Below are 16,074 nucleotides of genomic sequence, written 5' to 3'. Positions count from 1 at the left end.
CTGTCAGTTATGTTGAGTAGGAACGGTCGAGACGGCTGTTAATAGCGGGGAGATCGATACGACTCCACATCACTGCGGGCTGCACATAAGTCGAGGATGAGGAGATCTACACGGCCCAGCGCACGCAGCAGACGGGGATGGCGGCCGTCGCCGCGCGCCAAAGCGAGATCGCTAAACAGCCGCGGGACGCGCTGATAAAGCACGGAGCGATTGTCGCGGCAGGCCTTGTTGCCGAGCGCCGAGGCGAGCCAGCTCTTGCCAACGCCGGAGGGTCCGCAGATCAAAAGGTTGGCGTGGTCGTCGATCCATTGCCCTTCAACCAGCATCGTCAGCAGGCTGCGGTCGAGGCCACGCGGGGTGCGATAGTCGATGTCCTCGACGCAGGCCTGCTGACGCAGTTTGGCGTATTGCAGCCGCTTCGAGAGCCGCTTGTCGCGTCGCAGCGACGCTTCGCGTTCGAGCAGCAGCGCCAGCCATTCGGCATGGCCGAGGCTGGCAGCCTCGCCGCTGGCTTCGATGTCGGCGAAGGCCTTGGCCATGCCGTGAAGGCCGAGTTGATGGAGTTGATCGAGGGTCGGATGCGTGAGCAAGGCGTGATCTCCTAGTTGTAGTAGCGCGGCCCGCGGATGTTGGGATGGAGGATCGGCGCGTCGTCCGCGGGACGCTTGGGTGAAGGCCGCCGATCGAGATTGTTGGCGAGGATCGATTTGACTGAGCCGTAGGTGCGCGCGCCGATGTCGATCGCGCGCATGGCGGCGGCATCGAGCCGCTCGTGCCCGTAGGATCGGGCGAGCCGGATGATGCCGAGACAGGCGCGAAAGCCCTGCTCGGGATGCGTGCGTTCATCGAGGATCAGGTCGCACAGCGCGGCGGTGGCCGGCCCGATCGCGGCGGCCTCCTTGCGGATGCGCTCGATGGTCCAGCCGGCGTAGCGCCGATGACTGGACGCCATGTGTTCCGGCACGGTGGTGTGCTTGTGGTTGCCGCTCATGCGCTGATGCGCGGCGATCCGCTCGCCCTTGTGGAATATCTCCACGGTGCGGGCGGTGAAGCGCACCTCGACCTCGGCGCGGACGAAGCGATGCGGGACGCTGTAGTAATGCGCCTCGACCTCGACGTGGTAGTCGATGCTGACCCGGCAGATCCGTCACTCGGCGAACACGTAAGGGCTCTCGGGCAAGACCCGGAGTGCCGGCCGGTCGATCTCCTCCAGCAGCTTGCGGCGGGTCACGCCGAGCCGCCGGATCGGTCGCTCCTCGTTGAGCCGGGTCATTAACTCGGCGATCGCCGCGTTGACCTCGGCGAGGCTGTGGAAGGTCCGATGGCGCAGCCGTCCGAGCAGCCAGCGCTCGGCCATGAGGACCGCCTGCTCGACCTTGGCCTTGTCCCGTGGCCGCCGTGGCCTGGCCGGCAGAATGGCGGTGCCGTAATGCGCCGCCAGGTCGGCGTAGCTGCGGTTGATCTGCGGATCGTACAGGCAGGCCTTGATCACGGCGACCTTGGTGTTGTCCGGCACCAGCAGGGCCGGCACGCCGCCGATCGCCTCAAAGGCGCCGACGTGGCCATCGATCCAGTCGGCGAGCCCCTGCGTCCAGGTCGCCTGCGCGTAGGTGAAACTCGATGCGCCGAGCACCGCGACGAAGATCTGCGCAGTGCGCCGCTCGCCGGTGAACCGCTCGATCACGACCGGCACGCCGTCGCCCGCATAATCGACGAACAGCTTGTCGCCGGCTGCATGCGACTGGCGCATCGTCACCGACAGCCGGCCTTCCCAGGCCCGGTAGAGCTCGCAGAACCGCGAATAGCGATACCCGCCGGGTTCGCCTGCGATGTACTCCTCCCACAGGATCGACAGCGTCACGTGCTTGCGCCGGAGCTCGCGGTGCACCGCCGCCCAGTCCGGCTCCGCCTGCCGGCGATGGCCACGCCGGGTGCCGAGACGGGCTCCCGCGCTGGCGAACAACCGGGCTTCCAGCACAGCGTCGGTGATGTCGTCGGGCAATGGCCAGGTCAGCCCCGCCGCTTCGAACCGGCGGATCGTCAACCGCACCGTCGAAGGAGCTGTCCCCACCCGCCGCGCAATCTCGCGGGTCGGCATCCCGGCCGACTTCAATCTGATCACATCGCGCACATGGCGCATCGCAAACCTCTCCGTCGGCATCCAGGTCCCCCTTCGCAAAGCCGAAAGGCGGACCGTAGCGGAGCCAGAAGAGGCTTCGTCACCCCGGGTTCGCTCTTGCGATACCCCGGGCGACATCATCCCGGAATGGTGGGCGAGATCATCTCGGAATGGCGGGCGAGATCAAATCGGAACGGTGGGCGAGATCATTCCGGAATGGTGGGCGACATCGAGCGGAATCAGCACTACGGGATCAACCAGAAGACTGTCGCGAAGTGGAAGCAGCGCGAGACCGTCGCCGATCGTTCGACAGGCCCCAAGGAAGCCAAGTCGACAGTGCTTTCCATCGAGGAGGAGGCGATCATCGTCGCTTTCCGGCGGCACACGCTGCTGCCACTCGACGATTGTCTCTATGCGCTGCAGCCGACCATTCCGCATCTGACGCGGTCATCCCTGCATCGCTGCCTCCAGCGTCACGGCATCAGCCGATTGCCGGAGGTCGAAGGCGGCAAGCCCTCGAAGAAGAAGTTCAAGGCTTACCCGATCGGCTATTTCCACATCGACATCGCCGAGCTCCAGACCGCTGAAGGCAAGCTCTACCTCTACGTCGCCATCGATCGCACCAGCAAGTTCGCCTTCGTGCGGCTGGTCAGGAAGACGGGAAGGACCTCAGCCTCCGCCTTTCTCGAAGCTCTGATCGCGGCCGTCCCCTACAAGATCCACACGGTGCTCACCGACAATGGGATCCAGTTCACCTTCCCGCCGCGCTATGCGGACGGCCCGACGGCAAGATACGTGACGCATATGTTCGATATGCGATGCCAGGAAAACGGCATCGAACATCGGCTGACCAAGATCAAGCATCCCTGGACCAATGGCCAGGTCGAGCGCATGAACCGCACGATCAAGGAAGCGACCGTCCAACGCTACCATTACGATCGACACGATCAGCTCGAAGCTCACCTTGCCGACTTCATCACCGCCTACAACTTCGCTCGGCGGCTGAAGACCCTGAAAGGCCTCACACCCTACGAATACATCTGCAAATGCTGGACTTCCCAGCCAGAACGATTCAAACTCAACCCGCTCCAGCAAATGCCGGGACTAAACACAAAACGACGGGATCGAACGACCTGTTCCGGGCAAGGCTGGACCAGATCATCAACATGAAGCACGAGCTGGTTCAGCTCGCCGGCAAGATCGATTGGGACTGGATCGGATGACGCCGAAGACGCCGCGCTTCTGGCCGGAGATGAAGACGCGACGGGGATTTTGCGCGTCGTGGCCGCGGTATCCCTTATCGACATAGGCCCGCTCGACTGGACAGCCGGTGAGCGTCTCGGTGCGGTCGATGACATCCCGCAAGGTGTGACCGTCGTAAGGGTTATCGGGCAGCGCCGTGGCGTGCAGCACGAACAGGCCGCCGGGAGCCCGGCGATTGTTGGTGACGATGGAGGCCTTCACGCCGAACTCGTAAGGGCTGAGGCCTTGCCCTTGCCGATGCACTCGACCTCCGGTGCATGGAAGGAATAGAGCTTCCATCCGCGCTGGCGCTGCTGCTGTGAGCGGATCTGGCTGGCCCGGCCAAGGGGAAGTGCAAACGCCTCCTCCAGTGCCGGCTGGCCCTCGATCTTGCGACGGATGTCGCGGATGATCCGGCCCAGCCGGCTGCGCAGGATGCGCAGCTCCCGCTGATGCCGCCTGAACTGTTTGGCATGGGCATAGCGACCCGCCATCATCGCCGCGGCCTTGGCCACGCGACAATAGGATTGCCGCAGCCTGACGCCGTGCCTCCTCGCCAGCCGGTTGAGCCCCCTGATCGCCGCATGCAGAAGCTTGGCGTCGGTCGGGAAGCTGATGGCCTTCGGCTGCACCGTGGTGTCTTCTTACAGAGGCGCTCCTCCACAAAACTTCTGAGGCCCAACTCCCCCACAACGGCTATACCCACCCCTCGGACGGTCCGCTCCTTAGATCCATAGATCAGAGATCCTTCTCCTTCAGCGGGCCGGCGTTCAAAGCACGCACTAAATTGTCGCTTTTCTCAAGCTCCCGATATGCCTTACGTGCGGCGTTGTAGGCTTCCTGACGCGCCTCCCGAGCTTGTTCGGCTTTCCACAGTGCCTCCGCAAGGCGCCGTTCGAGCAGCCGTTCGTGGCCGTGCAGTGAGATCATCTTGGCCTTCGCCTCCTCAAGCTCGTTGAGAGCGACGGTTTTGCCGATTAGCAATTCGTATATTTCGCGTTCCAGACGAGGCCGGTCTTGCCGCCATGTTCGAAGGATTGTGAGTGCCGCTTCGATAGCCGCATCGGATTTGTCGATGGCTGATTGCCGCACTCGTAGAGTCTCGTCGGCCCGGCGACGGCGCAATTTCCTCAACTCAAGCAATTGATGTAGGGCCTTGGGAGTTATGCCAGGCACGTGGCAAGCTCCTGCAGCATTGCGTCGAAGCCAATTTGTTCACATCGTGGCTGTCGCAAGAACGCCCTTATGTTCTCTATCTTGGCGATAGCCGTATCGGCGTGCGGGTCGGCTCCTTTCTTATACTCGCCGACCCGTATCAACAGTTCCAGCTCGTGGTATTTCGCTAGCAGGTCCCGCAGCTCACCTGCTAACTTTTCATGCCGCGACGACACGACAGCACTCATAGCACGGCTGAGGCTTGCCAGAATATCGATAGCGGGATAGTGGTTCGACGTCGCCAAAGTGCGCGAGAGCACAATGTGGCCATCCAGGATGGAACGGATTTCATCGGCCAGGGGTTCGGTGACGTCATCACCCTCGACAAGCACGGTGTAAAACGCGGTTATCGACCCACGATCGTTGTTGCCGGCGCGTTCCAGGAGCTGCGGCAGGGTTGCAAAGACCGAGGGCGGGAAACCACGCAGGGTGGCCGGTTCGCCGGCAGCCAGACCAATCTGCCTCTGGGCGCGCGCAAAGCGCGTTATCGAATCCATGAGAAGCAGCACGCGCTGTCCCCGATCTCGATACCATTCTGCGATCGCCGTCGCCACGTAGGCCGCCTTCACACGCTCCATCGCGGAACGATCGGAAGTTGCAACGACAACAACTGAGCTCCGTCGCGCTTCTGAGCCGAGATCGTGTTCGATGAACTCCTTCACCTCTCGGCCGCGCTCACCAATCAGCGCTATCACTGTCACGTCAACCGCCGCGCCACGCACCAGCATCGACAGCAGTGTGCTCTTGCCGCCGCCCGCCGCGGCAAAGATGCCTACGCGCTGTCCTTCCCCGCACGTCAAAAGGCCATCGATCGCCCGTATGCCGACTGGAAGAGCGCGATCGACTGTGCGCCGGGTCAAGGGATCCGGTGCCTCGCTTTGGACTGGCACGCGGGCGTCTGGAAGCAGGGGCCCATGAGTGGATGTGTCGAGAGGGCGGCCCAGACCGTCAAGCACCCGGCCAAGCAGGTTCCAGCCGGCGGGTGCCGTCAGAGGCTCTCCCGTCGGGATCACCTCAGTGAGGGTAGAAAGCCCCTGTATTTCGCCAAGGGGTGTTAGAATGGCGATATCGTTCTGGAAGCCGATGACTTCCGCGGGCAATTCACAGTTGTTCTCGGGATTGCGGAGCGTGCACAGGTCGCCTATGCGGGCACCAGGGGCCGTTGCACGGATGGTTGTCCCGACGATTTGAAGGACTCGGCCGCGGACGCGCATTGCTGACGTCTGCGCCACAACCGTGCGAGCAAGCCGGAACAAGCGATCGATGTCATCGTGCGAGGAATGAATGGCGGTGACTGTCGTTGACTGCTCGGGTCGCCCGGAAATCACGTTTCAGAGGCCTTTAGGCTGTTGCGCAGGCCGGCTTCGATCGCCGCTAATTGGCTTTCGATCGTGGCGTCGACCAGTCCAGCATTGGTCTCAAGGATGCATCCGGCATCTTTGACGCGCGGATCAGAAATTACCTCGACGACGGCGCGCGATGTCGCCGTCGAGAGCAGGTCGTTCAATCGTCGGCGAGCCGTTTCGACATGCGCCGGGGCCACACGTAAGCGGACGAGGGAGCTATCACCCGCGAACTTGAGGCTATTCAAAGCGATCCGCACCGCCGCATCATCCGGCGCCATGGTATCGATTACCCGGCGTGCGATCTGCAGGCCCATGTCGACAATCCGCTCTTGATTCTCCTCCATGATCCGCAGAGACGCCACGGCGATCGCGGTCAAACGTTGTTCGATGGTCGCTTGCGCCGCTGTAAGCGCGGCTTCCTTTGCTGCCGTCTCGATCATCCATGTGCTTTCGCGCGCCTCATCCACGAGCGCCTCCGCATCGCGTCGCGCCTGAGCGAGCAATTGCTCCGCGTCTCCGATCGTCTGGGCGTTTTCTGCCGACAGGACTCGCCCTGGGCCGAGGATGCGGATCCTGCCAGACGTCAGTTGAACCAATGCGACCATGTTGGCATCTTTTTGCGGGCCAGGCGCCGCATCGCACGAAAGGCGTCTTCGCCGGCACTGTCGTCACGGCAGGCATCCGCCACCACCATCCAGACCGCCGTAGGTCGGCGCAATCGTAGTCGGGCCCGCAGCCCATTTGGGACTGCGCCTATTGCAAGGCCGAACATCGCCGCACCGCGGTAGAGGAATGCAGTAGCCGCAGCCGGCATCTCGGAAGCGCTGACCGCGGACATCAGTTCGGCGGTCGGTCGCGGCAGCAACGCAGCATGCGAAACGAATGCCAAGGCCTCTTCTCCGAGAACCGCGCGTGCCGCCAAAACATCGGCAGTCCGAAGAAGGCCGATGAGGCTGGGCACGCCGGTCCAAGCTCCAGCGAGGCAGATAAGGCGTGCAGCGTCCGGCGTCGGCAGAAACCCGAGCCGGGTTCGTGGCGCGTTGCCGGCCGAAATAATCGCGGACGCTTCACCACCTTGGCCGCGAAGCAGCCAATGTCCAAGCTTGACGCGAATAAATGCGTCGGACTGAGCGCGGTCCAAAGGCATCCATTCGGGCCAATCGGTCGCTATTGTATCATCGAAATCGGCCGCAGGATCGGAGATGCAGCGCATCATCGCTCCCGCCCACGACGTATCAAGCCATTCATCCGGGATTGTTGCTGAGCTCATAGCGACCTAGTCTGACTGTTCGCTTCGCCGGAGTTCATGACGTTGCCACTCCGTTCCTATGCTAAAGCGCCGCCGCCATATGAGATAGACGAGCACTGCATTGCCAATCAGCGATGCCGCCATGCCGCCGACGAGGCCGATCAACAGGCGCGATGCCTCGCTACGTTCTGACGCCCTGGCAGTCACTTCCGTTCGACCAAGCGGGGTATTGTCCTGATTTGCCTCTACGAGGGCAACTGAGACGCGATCATAGGACAGGCCCTTCAAGCTATTTGCGACCAGCTCTTTTATCTTCGGCACGGCTTGATCAATCGGGGCACCGGGCTTGTAACGGACGAGCACAGCGGCAGTGGGCGGGGCGGATGGACTACGATCGTCACTCGCGCTTTCCGGCAAGACCGCGTGGACCCGGGCAGTGAGCACGCCGTCGATATTGGACAGGGTCTGCGAAAGCTCCTGTGTGACACCATAAATGTAGCGCACACGCTCTTCTGTGTCCGATGAAATCATCCGGTCCTTCTTGAAGAGCCCGCCCATATCGGCGAAATGATCGCGAGGCCACCCGGCGCTGTCCAACATAGCCATGGCGCGCGGCACGTCTTCTGTTGGTATCACGAGCGAGGTCGTGCCGCCGGTGTCCGCTGTCCGTTCCGCGTGGATGCCTTGCCGCAAAAGCAATGCAAGCATTTCGTTGGCCTCGCGCGTTGAAAGATTGCGATAGAGCTCGATCTTCGATCCGCAGCCGACCAGCGCGAATAGCACCAGAAGTGCCACCGCCCGCTTCAATACAAAAACCACGCCCCGCGTCACCGTGGCTCATTGGCTGCTCATGAAACTGTCGAGGGTGTGGGTCGCCTTCCCAACCACCTTGGTTACAATGTCGTATTGCAGGCTCATAGCTGACAGCTGAACCTGCGCATCGAGCCACTCAGCCGATCGGATGCTCCCCGCGTTCATACCTTCGGCGACCTTGCGCACGCCTTGCATGGATTCTGCAAAGCCGGCACTCAGTTTTTCCATGCCTCTGAGGATATCCTCGGGTAGGCGAGAAACGAGCGCCCCCCCTGCCTCCTCCAGCCCGCCGCCTCCAACCTTGATCAGCGGTTCGTCAGCTGGCTGCGATGACACAGGCGGTTCGAGTGCGGCCCGAAACGCCTCAACGGATTCAGCCGACACTTTCGACATCTCAATCGCCAAAAAAGCCGACCCTGTTTGCGGGAGGATACTACCTACGCTACTCATTACATGTCCTTTTCTGTGGTATGGCTGGCACGGTCTGACGCAAGGCTGTGAGGAACCCATCCAGTCCGGGCTCGCCGCTTGGCAGGCGGCTAAGCACGGTATCGCGTTCGGTTAGGCGTCCATTAAGCCCAAGAGCCAGGGCCTGAAAAGCCATCCCATATGCATCATTCGCTTTGGCAAGAGGATCGAGGCGTTCCAGCGCTGCTGGAACATCGCCTACCGTCAGATCTGCGACCGCATAGGCAATGACACACTCCCGACTGCCCGGCGCGATGACCTCAAGTCCCTTCGCAATCCGCCTCGCCCTGAGCACGTCGTTCGTGACACAAGCCAAGAATGCCGTCTCCGTGAGACTTCGCAGGAGGCGAGAGCGGCTGTCGGGCGTCGCACAAATCGACAACAAAGACATACATGCCGAATCTCTGTCCTTAACCGAGCCATGTGTCGTTTGCCAGTCATCCATGTCATATCCTGCCACCGACCTCCTCACGGAAGACATCCCGCCTGAGCCCCACAATGGGCGGCACGCTCGCAACACGTCCCGTGACTAAGCACTCAATTCGCCACCACATGACAAGACCGACTGCCGATTGGCCTTGCGTGTTGCAAGCGATCTATTCTCATGATGATCTAATTCGGCCTCTCGCTAGGCGCCAATACAATACGGGCATGGAGACATAACGGTCGAGTATGAATAGTGGCGCCCTCCGTCAGCCGCTCAGTCCGGCACAAGGTGTGAGCTGTTCACGGGTGTTTGGTCCAAAGGCGATTGCAGAACCCGATCCGCCGTCAATGCGATGCTCAACGTTACCGGCTTTAGGCCGAACATGCGTACGGCTCGGCGACGAGTTCCTGCGGAACGAGTCATTTAACTAACGCAACGACACGCATTTGCGGATTAGCGACCCGTCTCATGCGCTCGCGCCGAGACGCACGAGCCATCTCGGGGAACTATGCCTTCATAGCGATCAAATATTTCGCCTCATGTGCCGCCTCTAATAGTGATGCCTATCCGTGGCCTTGAGCGGCCGACGCCGAGAGCAGCTCGTTGCTCCTTAAGCGCGACTGGTGGCAAGCGGTATCGAATACTGAAGGCGCTACCCTGTATTGGTAAGGAGATCGTCTGGGACGGGCCGATGAACAACCTCGACGACACGATGGAAGCAGCACGACAGACCATCGCACAGATGGATTGTCTCTTGACGCGGGCTCGCGCACAACTTGGCCGTTTTTCTTGCCCGTCGGGCGAGACCACCATCAGTGCAGCTTCAATTTCTGCATTTGTCGCCGATCAGAGCGAACCCTTTCGAAGGGCGTATGCGGACGAGCAGGCGGCGCTCAGTCACACCCTGCCAGCCCCCCAATCAATGTCGCATGTTCCAAGCATCAAGCCGGCTCCGCGGGGAGTCTGACATGATGGGGATGGCGGACGGTGGGCTATTGAATAGTGCTGATGCGACAGACACCGAACGGCTGGCACGGCTCGCCATCGACTTCGTGGCAGGGCGCGCGGACCTAGCTAGCGTCATTGGGATCACGGACGATGAGCTTGAGGCCTTATATGTATTTGGCCACCGCTACTATTCTTGCGGCAATTATGAGGAGGCCCGGAATTTCTTTCGCTTCTTGTGCCTACACCGGCACATCGATGCACGATTCTGGTTTGGTTTGGCTGCCAGTAGTCAGATGCTTGGTGACCCAGAGAACGCAGTGCAGGCCTATCGGCTGGCCGGGCTCCTGAATAGTGAAGACCCGCAGATCCCGCTTCGAGCTGCCGAATGCTTCATAAAACTCAATCATCCCATAGCGGCCATTACTGCACTCGAGAAAGCCTTGGCGCTGAGTGTCGGAATGCCGGAACACAAGGCTTTGGCCGCCCGCGGGCAGATGATGCTTAACCGCCTCAAATCTCAACTAGGTTCCAACCCATGGACAGAGTGAATATTTGGGCGTCGACGAGCAGGATTCTCCCCGACATCGGGACGCTGCCCTTCAGTACCCCCGCTACGAGTCTTTCGGGCAATGGCCCTAAGACCAACGCCAACCCGTTACCGCAATCAGGTTCCGGAGACGCTGTTCGATCAGGTTCGATTCCAGGCTTATCGGCCCCACGTGCACTCGACACGATTGACCTCCTTACCACGTTTCTGGCGCTGAAGACCAAGATGACCGATGGACAGGTTGCAGCCGGAATAGAGGACGCGCGACACTGGGGAGAGCAGCAAAGGCAGTTGCACGAGAAAATCTCTAAAAGCATCATTGAAGCGGCAAAGAGATCGGCAGAAGCAAAGAAGAGCTCCGGCATCATGAAGTTCTTCGGATGGCTAGCGGTCGGATTGACCGTCCTAGCGGCCGTTGCCACCGGCGGCGCTCTTGCAATCATGGCGGCAGCAGTGAACGTTGGCGTAGCGACTCTCATTGAGACGGGGTGCATCGATAAGATGACGATGGCAATTGTGAAGAGTCTCGAGAGAGATGGACTCGAGAGCGGCACGGCCAACACCATGGGCGCGGTCATCACGATTGGAATCATATTCGCTATCTCGGTGCTAACGGTCGGCGCCGGCTTTGCTAGTGCAGGTGCGAGTCGATTGCGTATCACCGCCTTGATACCATCTAACTCTGTCAAGACTGTTCAGGCAGCCCAAAGAGTCGCGACGGCGGCGCGAGTCGGCGAGGCAGTGGCGTCGCTGGGCGAGGCTGGCGCTGGCATCGCGAATGGCATTCAGCAGAAGGAGGCAACGGACGCCGAGGCGGAAAGGTTGAACATTAACAAGTGCATTGCAAGATTGAGATCACTGCAAAGCGATGAAATGGACTTCATCAAGCAGTTGCTTCTCGACAGCACGATGACCACACAGAGAGTTGCCGAGGCCATTGAGAGGCAGAGTGTCTCCAACGCCAATCTCGTAAGGCACTTCGCCTGACAGCTTGCGTGGTCCACTTATCGAAGCTAAGGAATGTAGCGATGGTCTTTGCGATTGAACGTGAAAAAAGCGTTTGCGGGTACGAGCTGTTGGATGCTGCCGTTCATCAACAGCCTCCTTGGGTGCCGACCTCTGCTACGGTCCGCGGCGGAAACGTGCCAGAAGGCGAGTTCCCACGGCCTCTTGCAGATCCCGTTGAGGGGACGCGGTGTTGGGGATCAGCTGGCGTGCCGGATTTCGCGGACGTTGTAATCCACGAGAAGCTTTCCAACGTCCATGTCAAGCTGAAGGACTTTGTTACTGGGAGCGACATATCAGCGGTCGCCGCGCTATTCGTTCGGCTCAATGCGGAGTTCCGTAAGGCGGCGAGGTCGGACCGGTCGGCTGCGCTTAACCACGAGATTGCTGCGCAGGAAGCTGCTGCCAAGGCGCTTCGCAATTCAGGGCTATGTCAGTTGTTTGGCGCAATAGCCATCTCTGGCGGCGCGATGTTAGGTGCCGGCGTGAACCTCAAGGGCGCTCGCCAGATTCAAGCTCGCTTCGACGAGGTGTACAAGGCTAAGCTCCAGACGCCGCTCCCGAAGTCTAGTGTGCAGACGCCAACCCCGAACAGCCCTTCAGTTCAAGCGCAGCGCCTTGACAAACCGGTAGGCGAGCCGGAGCTCTACGACAAGCCTCACGGCAAAGCGCAATTGACCCAAGTCCCGGAGCGCGAGGCGCGGCCCTCGGGAGACAATATCGAGAGGACACGTCTGGACGGGAGCACATCAGCGACCAGCAATGCAGCTCGCGACCCGCTCAGGCTGGACGCGCCCGATAGCACAACGGATCCCCTTGAGTTTACGCGCGTTGTCCAGGCGCAGACAGCAGCCCAGCAGGCGGCGATGAAATGGAATGGCATGGGCACAATCGCAACAGAAGCGTTTAAGCTTCCGGGAGCCGGCCTGAACATGGGCGCGACGCACTACCAAGAGGAGAAGGGGAAGCTGGAGGCGGACGGCACCAAGGCCCGGGCGCAGATGGAGGAAGAGGGTGAATTCATGACAAGCTATGAGACGACAATTCAGGAGTTTCTGGGCAAGCTTGCAGAAATTCGTCGTGCCGATGCCGAGGCGCGAAGCAAGATCGTCTATATGGCTTGAGTGCATCGTTCGGAATGAAGAACGTCTGAGTTGGAGAATGACGTAAGATGATCAAGGCAATGTCTGGATCCCAGCCCTATGCGTGGGCCGGCAGCGCAGGAAATGCTCTCCCGGGTGGCCTGTCTTTGGGCTCGATTATGACGCTGGCTCTGATGGAACGGCATGACATCTACCAGAATCAAATCCGATCGCAAATCGACGATATGCAGGCGCGCAACAATTTACTAAAAGACATGAATAAGGCGTTGGCTGTCCTGCGTACCAATCGACCCACCGATGAAAAGGCGATCAAAGACTACGGCAGCTTCGTCGATTCGCAAGGCACGACTCAGGATGTGTTTGAATGGATGCGCCAAAATGGCATTCCCATCGCGGCAACTGAAGACCAGCAGAAAATGCGCTTCACGTGGTGGGACCCTAGTAGCCATATGGCCGGCCCTATCGGCCCTATGTTGATAGCCACGCAAAATGGCGGCAAGAGAGGTGTGCAGTCTCAATTCGACGCTGCCATTAGCAACCTTAAGGCGGCGATTGACAGCGCAAATAGCGAAGGCCAGATGGCGCTGATTTTTCTGCAAGGGGTGCTTGATAAGCTCAATCAGGTTGCTGAATTGATGTCTAACCTCCTTTCGAAAGATCACAAGATCAAGGAGGTGATCATTGGCAACTGTCGTTAAGAGACTTCAACAAATGAGTGGTACAGGACGGGGGCAGTCATCCCAGTTCTGCCCACCTGTTCTCACAGTTGCAATGAATGCAAGTGCGGCGGTGGATGGAAGGTTTAATGGATGCGCATTCTCCGCGGGAACGCCGCTTCCGCAATGTTTAGCAAGACCTCGCTGACGTTCCTTTGTCTACTGCTTACCCGATGTGCCGGCTCCGACTCGATTGCTGAACGCGGTGTTCTGCTGGCTTCGCCAGGCGTCAGCTCGCATGTGTCGGAGCCGTCCCCCTCGGCGGGGAAACCGCAAGCACCTAGCTTTGAACTGCTGGCACAGCCGCCGACTCGGCCGGTCGCCGCCTCGGTGGAGCGGCGGCTGCCAGTCACCTCCGATAGCACTCACGTGAGTCTCGACTACACCAACGCCGATATTCGGCAAGTTGTGAATGACGTCATCGGCGACATTATGAGCATACCCGTCATTATCGATCCAGACGTTGCGGGAAAAATGACACTTCGGACTTCGGAAGTACCCGCGAGCGATGTGCCGCGATTGCTCGACCAAGCGCTGGCGCCGTACGGCTACGGACTAGCCATGGTTGACCGTGGAGTTCGGGTGGGGCGCTTGGTCGACCTCGCCGGCGGCACACGAAGCGATGTTCAAGTGATTCCCGTTCGCTATGTCGATCCAGCCGAGGTCATCAAGGTGATCCGACCAAACGTCGAGGAAAGCGTGCGTCTGACACCCGCGCCGGGACAACAAGGTATTGCCGTGAGTGGGCCACCCAGCTCGGTGGATTCCGTGCGCGAACTCATCGGCCTACTTGACACCGATGCTATGGCTCACAAACGGTTTGCGCTGTATACGCTGGCTCAGGCGAGTCCTGCCGCGGTAGAGCGAGAACTCAGTTTCTTGTTCAGCCAGAATGACCAAGGCAGAGTGCGCGTTCGGCTTGCGGCACTAGAGCGGCTGAACGGCATTCTTGTGGTAGCGGATGACCCTGCAGTACTTCAGCAAGTCCGTCGGGTTATCGCCAGACTCGATAAGCCATCTGAGGCGGCGGCAAACATTCACGTGCGCCCACTCCGGTACCGAAGGGCTACGGAAGCGGCGCAGGTACTAGCACGAGTCTTTGGCGCTCAACCACCCAGTGTCGTATCTCGCGCGCAACCGGCGGGAGAGTTTGGGAAGTTGTCAATTGGAGGAAGCGCATCCGACCGATCGAGTTTGCCCCTAACCGTTCCCGGCCTGTCGGACGAAAGATCAGATGCGGCCGCGTCAACAACGCAAACAAAGGACGATGCGCTGGTCTCCGCAGTCAGTCTTGGCCTGTCGGCGCCGGTGCGCATCCAGGCAGATCCCAGCCAAAATGCGCTGGTGATCTTCGCAACGCCGCATGACAATAAGATCATCGAAGCCGCAGTTCGTCGGCTTGACGTCAAGCCGAGGCAGGTCTTAATCCAGGTCATTGTCGCGGAGGTGCGGTTGAACGATCATTTGCGATACGGTGTCGACTACCTTCTCTCCTCTATGGATTTCGGTGCCGTTTCGCAAGGTGGTTTGTCCTATGTTTTCCCGAATAGGGATGTCAACATTGTGCTACGCGCGCTAAATGGCGTCGGGGACGTCAAGGTCGTATCGGCCCCACGTATTCTCACAGTTGACAACCAAACCGCGACAATTGAAGTCGGCGATCAGGTTCCGGTCCTCGCACGATCCTCACAATCCACGCTGAGCCAGAATTCATCAATCGTGAGCGATATCCAACTGCGCGACACGGGGGTCATCTTGGCTGTGACACCTCGCATCGGCCCCGGGGGTAGCGTGACGCTCGACATTTTTCAGGAGGTCAGTACGGCGAACAAGAACACACTGACCAACGTCCAATCCCCGGTCATTTCAGTACGTCGCCTCCAAAGCACCGTATCGACGCGAAACGGCGATACGATCGCGATCGGCGGTTTGATGCAGGATAGCATCAACCGCATGGATTCTGGGGCTCCCGTGCTGAAGGACATTCCGTTGTTGGGATCTCTATTCGCCAGCACGGAGCACGCCAAGGACCGAACCGAACTCTTGGTGTTACTGAATCCTCGGGTGGTTGAGAGTGGCGCAGATGCGCAGGGTTTGACTGAGGAACTGCGGGCGAAGTTTGAATCGCTAGCCCCCGATCTCGGCCGCCACCTGACGCCCCAACGTAAGCGTCGTTCTCAGGCCACGGATTCGGGTGTTTGGGCGCAGTAGGCGCAGGGCAGAAACTGTACGATGTCGCGGTTTGGATGTCCCTTGTGGACCTTAATATAAGTATGAACGATACGCTGAAAGCGAATTGCGGTCAGCCAAATATTTTCGCGGCCGTACCGCTGGAACGATCAGGCATTCGTCGAGCAGAAAATTGGCTCGGTCGTGCGGCGAAATTGTCGGGTACTACCGGTTTAACGGATTTTGAGGCGACCGCCCTGCTGGCTCAGCTTTATCGCGCGGTTCGGCTCTTCGTGAACTTCATTTCAACCGTCGTTCGAGCTGATCGGGAGAAAGCAGCGCGAGGGCGCACGGGTAGGCAAAACCTAGCGCGCCGGGGACTCCGCATGAGCGAGTGATCGCGAAGTTTGCACATCCGGCGCGGTCCGCATCCACCTCCAAGACGTCTAAGCTAAGATGGGATAGATTCGGTCGCGCTGTTGCGGGACATCAGGCCTGCGTGGGAATCGCTGGTGCGCGGCGGCGATCAGGGTGAGACGTCGCATTGCCTCGCCCTAATTGTTACCGGATGCTGAGCCGTTGCCTCACGTAAATTGCTCCCTTGGATCAGGGGCGAGCGGGGGCGAAGATGGGGTGGCTAAGCATGGCAACGCGGAAGGAACTGACGACGGCAGCAGGCGCGCGCTATCGGCGTTCGGATCGCGCGA

At 60.0% G+C, this 16,074-nt stretch carries 14 protein-coding genes and 3 pseudogenes; 8 read left to right on the top strand and 9 right to left on the bottom strand.

What is annotated here, in order from left to right; translation table 11 throughout:
* Positions 1-89 precede the first annotated feature (89 nt).
* Both GGD61_RS39395 and istA read right to left on the bottom strand, forming a co-directional pair.
* Positions 90-590: pseudogene (locus tag GGD61_RS39395) on the bottom strand (ATP-binding protein); the annotation flags it as partial.
* An 11-nt stretch (positions 591-601) separates the two neighbouring features.
* A pseudogene (gene istA, locus GGD61_RS39390) lies at positions 602-2,140 on the bottom strand (IS21 family transposase).
* A 195-nt stretch (positions 2,141-2,335) separates the two neighbouring features.
* Here istA and GGD61_RS39385 point away from each other — a divergent pair.
* Positions 2,336-3,289 (top strand): IS481 family transposase, encoded by a 954-nt coding sequence (locus tag GGD61_RS39385; RefSeq protein ID WP_183232453.1) that lies wholly within the window; start codon positions 2,336-2,338, stop codon positions 3,287-3,289.
* Positions 3,290-3,319: 30 nt separating this feature from the next.
* Here GGD61_RS39385 and GGD61_RS39380 read toward each other — a convergent pair.
* The 7 genes and pseudogenes from GGD61_RS39380 to GGD61_RS39350 form a co-directional block, all read right to left on the bottom strand.
* A pseudogene (locus GGD61_RS39380) lies at positions 3,320-4,002 on the bottom strand (IS5/IS1182 family transposase); the annotation flags it as partial.
* Positions 4,003-4,099: 97 nt separating this feature from the next.
* Entirely contained in the window at positions 4,100-4,537 is a 438-nt protein-coding gene (gene sctO, locus GGD61_RS39375; protein ID WP_183232452.1) for a type III secretion system stalk subunit SctO, read from the bottom strand.
* Positions 4,525-5,841: a type III secretion system ATPase SctN gene (gene sctN, locus GGD61_RS39370; RefSeq protein WP_183232454.1), complete on the bottom strand. Its 1,317-nt coding sequence runs from the start codon at positions 5,839-5,841 to the stop codon at positions 4,525-4,527. The genes sctO and sctN overlap by 13 nt, the downstream gene beginning before the upstream one ends.
* 59 nt (positions 5,842-5,900) lie before the next feature.
* Positions 5,901-6,527 carry a FliH/SctL family protein gene (locus GGD61_RS39365; protein ID WP_183232451.1) on the bottom strand — a complete coding sequence of 209 codons (627 nt, stop codon included), beginning with the start codon at positions 6,525-6,527 and terminating at the stop codon, positions 5,901-5,903.
* Positions 6,506-7,192: a hypothetical protein gene (locus GGD61_RS39360; RefSeq protein ID WP_183232450.1), complete on the bottom strand. Its 687-nt coding sequence runs from the start codon at positions 7,190-7,192 to the stop codon at positions 6,506-6,508. The genes GGD61_RS39365 and GGD61_RS39360 overlap by 22 nt, the downstream gene beginning before the upstream one ends.
* A gap of 6 nt (positions 7,193-7,198) precedes the next feature.
* Positions 7,199-7,966: a type III secretion system inner membrane ring lipoprotein SctJ gene (sctJ, locus tag GGD61_RS39355; RefSeq protein WP_183232449.1), complete on the bottom strand. Its 768-nt coding sequence runs from the start codon at positions 7,964-7,966 to the stop codon at positions 7,199-7,201.
* Positions 7,967-8,008: 42 nt separating this feature from the next.
* Positions 8,009-8,377, bottom strand: coding sequence for an EscI/YscI/HrpB family type III secretion system inner rod protein (locus GGD61_RS39350; protein ID WP_183232448.1), 369 nt, complete (start codon positions 8,375-8,377; stop codon positions 8,009-8,011).
* Between the two features lie 1,193 nt (positions 8,378-9,570).
* On the opposite strand from GGD61_RS39350, the gene GGD61_RS39345 reads away from it, so the two are divergent.
* From GGD61_RS39345 to GGD61_RS39315, 7 genes are all read left to right on the top strand, one after another.
* On the top strand, positions 9,571-9,846 hold the full coding sequence (locus tag GGD61_RS39345; protein ID WP_183232447.1) for a hypothetical protein: 276 nt from the start codon (positions 9,571-9,573) through the stop codon (positions 9,844-9,846).
* Between the two features lies 1 nt (position 9,847).
* Positions 9,848-10,375 (top strand): SycD/LcrH family type III secretion system chaperone, encoded by a 528-nt coding sequence (locus GGD61_RS39340; protein WP_183232446.1) that lies wholly within the window; start codon positions 9,848-9,850, stop codon positions 10,373-10,375.
* A 224-nt stretch (positions 10,376-10,599) separates the two neighbouring features.
* A complete protein-coding gene (locus tag GGD61_RS39335) occupies positions 10,600-11,361 on the top strand; it encodes a hypothetical protein (RefSeq protein ID WP_183232445.1) in 762 nt (253 codons plus the stop codon).
* 41 nt (positions 11,362-11,402) lie between these two features.
* Positions 11,403-12,503, top strand: coding sequence for a hypothetical protein (locus GGD61_RS39330; protein WP_183232444.1), 1,101 nt, complete (start codon positions 11,403-11,405; stop codon positions 12,501-12,503).
* Positions 12,504-12,550: 47 nt separating this feature from the next.
* On the top strand, positions 12,551-13,180 hold the full coding sequence (locus GGD61_RS39325; RefSeq protein ID WP_183232443.1) for a hypothetical protein: 630 nt from the start codon (positions 12,551-12,553) through the stop codon (positions 13,178-13,180).
* Between the two features lie 387 nt (positions 13,181-13,567).
* Complete coding sequence (locus GGD61_RS39320) at positions 13,568-15,409, top strand: secretin N-terminal domain-containing protein (protein WP_183232442.1); 1,842 nt, start codon at positions 13,568-13,570, stop codon at positions 15,407-15,409.
* A 62-nt stretch (positions 15,410-15,471) separates the two neighbouring features.
* On the top strand, positions 15,472-15,765 hold the full coding sequence (locus tag GGD61_RS39315; protein ID WP_183232441.1) for a hypothetical protein: 294 nt from the start codon (positions 15,472-15,474) through the stop codon (positions 15,763-15,765).
* Positions 15,766-16,074 lie beyond the last annotated feature (309 nt).

The organism is Bradyrhizobium sp. SBR1B, assembly GCF_014198205.1.
In the GTDB taxonomy this organism is placed as follows: Bacteria; Pseudomonadota; Alphaproteobacteria; order Rhizobiales; family Xanthobacteraceae; genus Bradyrhizobium.
This window is presented reverse-complemented; position numbering and strand designations above follow the sequence as displayed.

What these genes read in the sequence shown, in the direction of transcription:
- GGD61_RS39385 (WP_183232453.1), top strand. Translation starts at nt 2,336, where the DNA reads ATGGTGGGCGACATCGAGCGGAATCAGCACTACGGGATCAACCAGAAG.
- GGD61_RS39365 (WP_183232451.1), bottom strand. Translation starts at nt 6,527, where the DNA reads ATGGTCGCATTGGTTCAACTGACGTCTGGCAGGATCCGCATCCTCGGC.
- GGD61_RS39360 (WP_183232450.1), bottom strand. Translation starts at nt 7,192, where the DNA reads ATGAGCTCAGCAACAATCCCGGATGAATGGCTTGATACGTCGTGGGCG.
- GGD61_RS39350 (WP_183232448.1), bottom strand. Translation starts at nt 8,377, where the DNA reads ATGTCGAAAGTGTCGGCTGAATCCGTTGAGGCGTTTCGGGCCGCACTC.
- GGD61_RS39345 (WP_183232447.1), top strand. Translation starts at nt 9,571, where the DNA reads ATGAACAACCTCGACGACACGATGGAAGCAGCACGACAGACCATCGCA.
- GGD61_RS39340 (WP_183232446.1), top strand. Translation starts at nt 9,848, where the DNA reads ATGATGGGGATGGCGGACGGTGGGCTATTGAATAGTGCTGATGCGACA.
- GGD61_RS39335 (WP_183232445.1), top strand. Translation starts at nt 10,600, where the DNA reads ATGACCGATGGACAGGTTGCAGCCGGAATAGAGGACGCGCGACACTGG.
- GGD61_RS39330 (WP_183232444.1), top strand. Translation starts at nt 11,403, where the DNA reads ATGGTCTTTGCGATTGAACGTGAAAAAAGCGTTTGCGGGTACGAGCTG.
- GGD61_RS39325 (WP_183232443.1), top strand. Translation starts at nt 12,551, where the DNA reads ATGATCAAGGCAATGTCTGGATCCCAGCCCTATGCGTGGGCCGGCAGC.
- GGD61_RS39315 (WP_183232441.1), top strand. Translation starts at nt 15,472, where the DNA reads ATGAACGATACGCTGAAAGCGAATTGCGGTCAGCCAAATATTTTCGCG.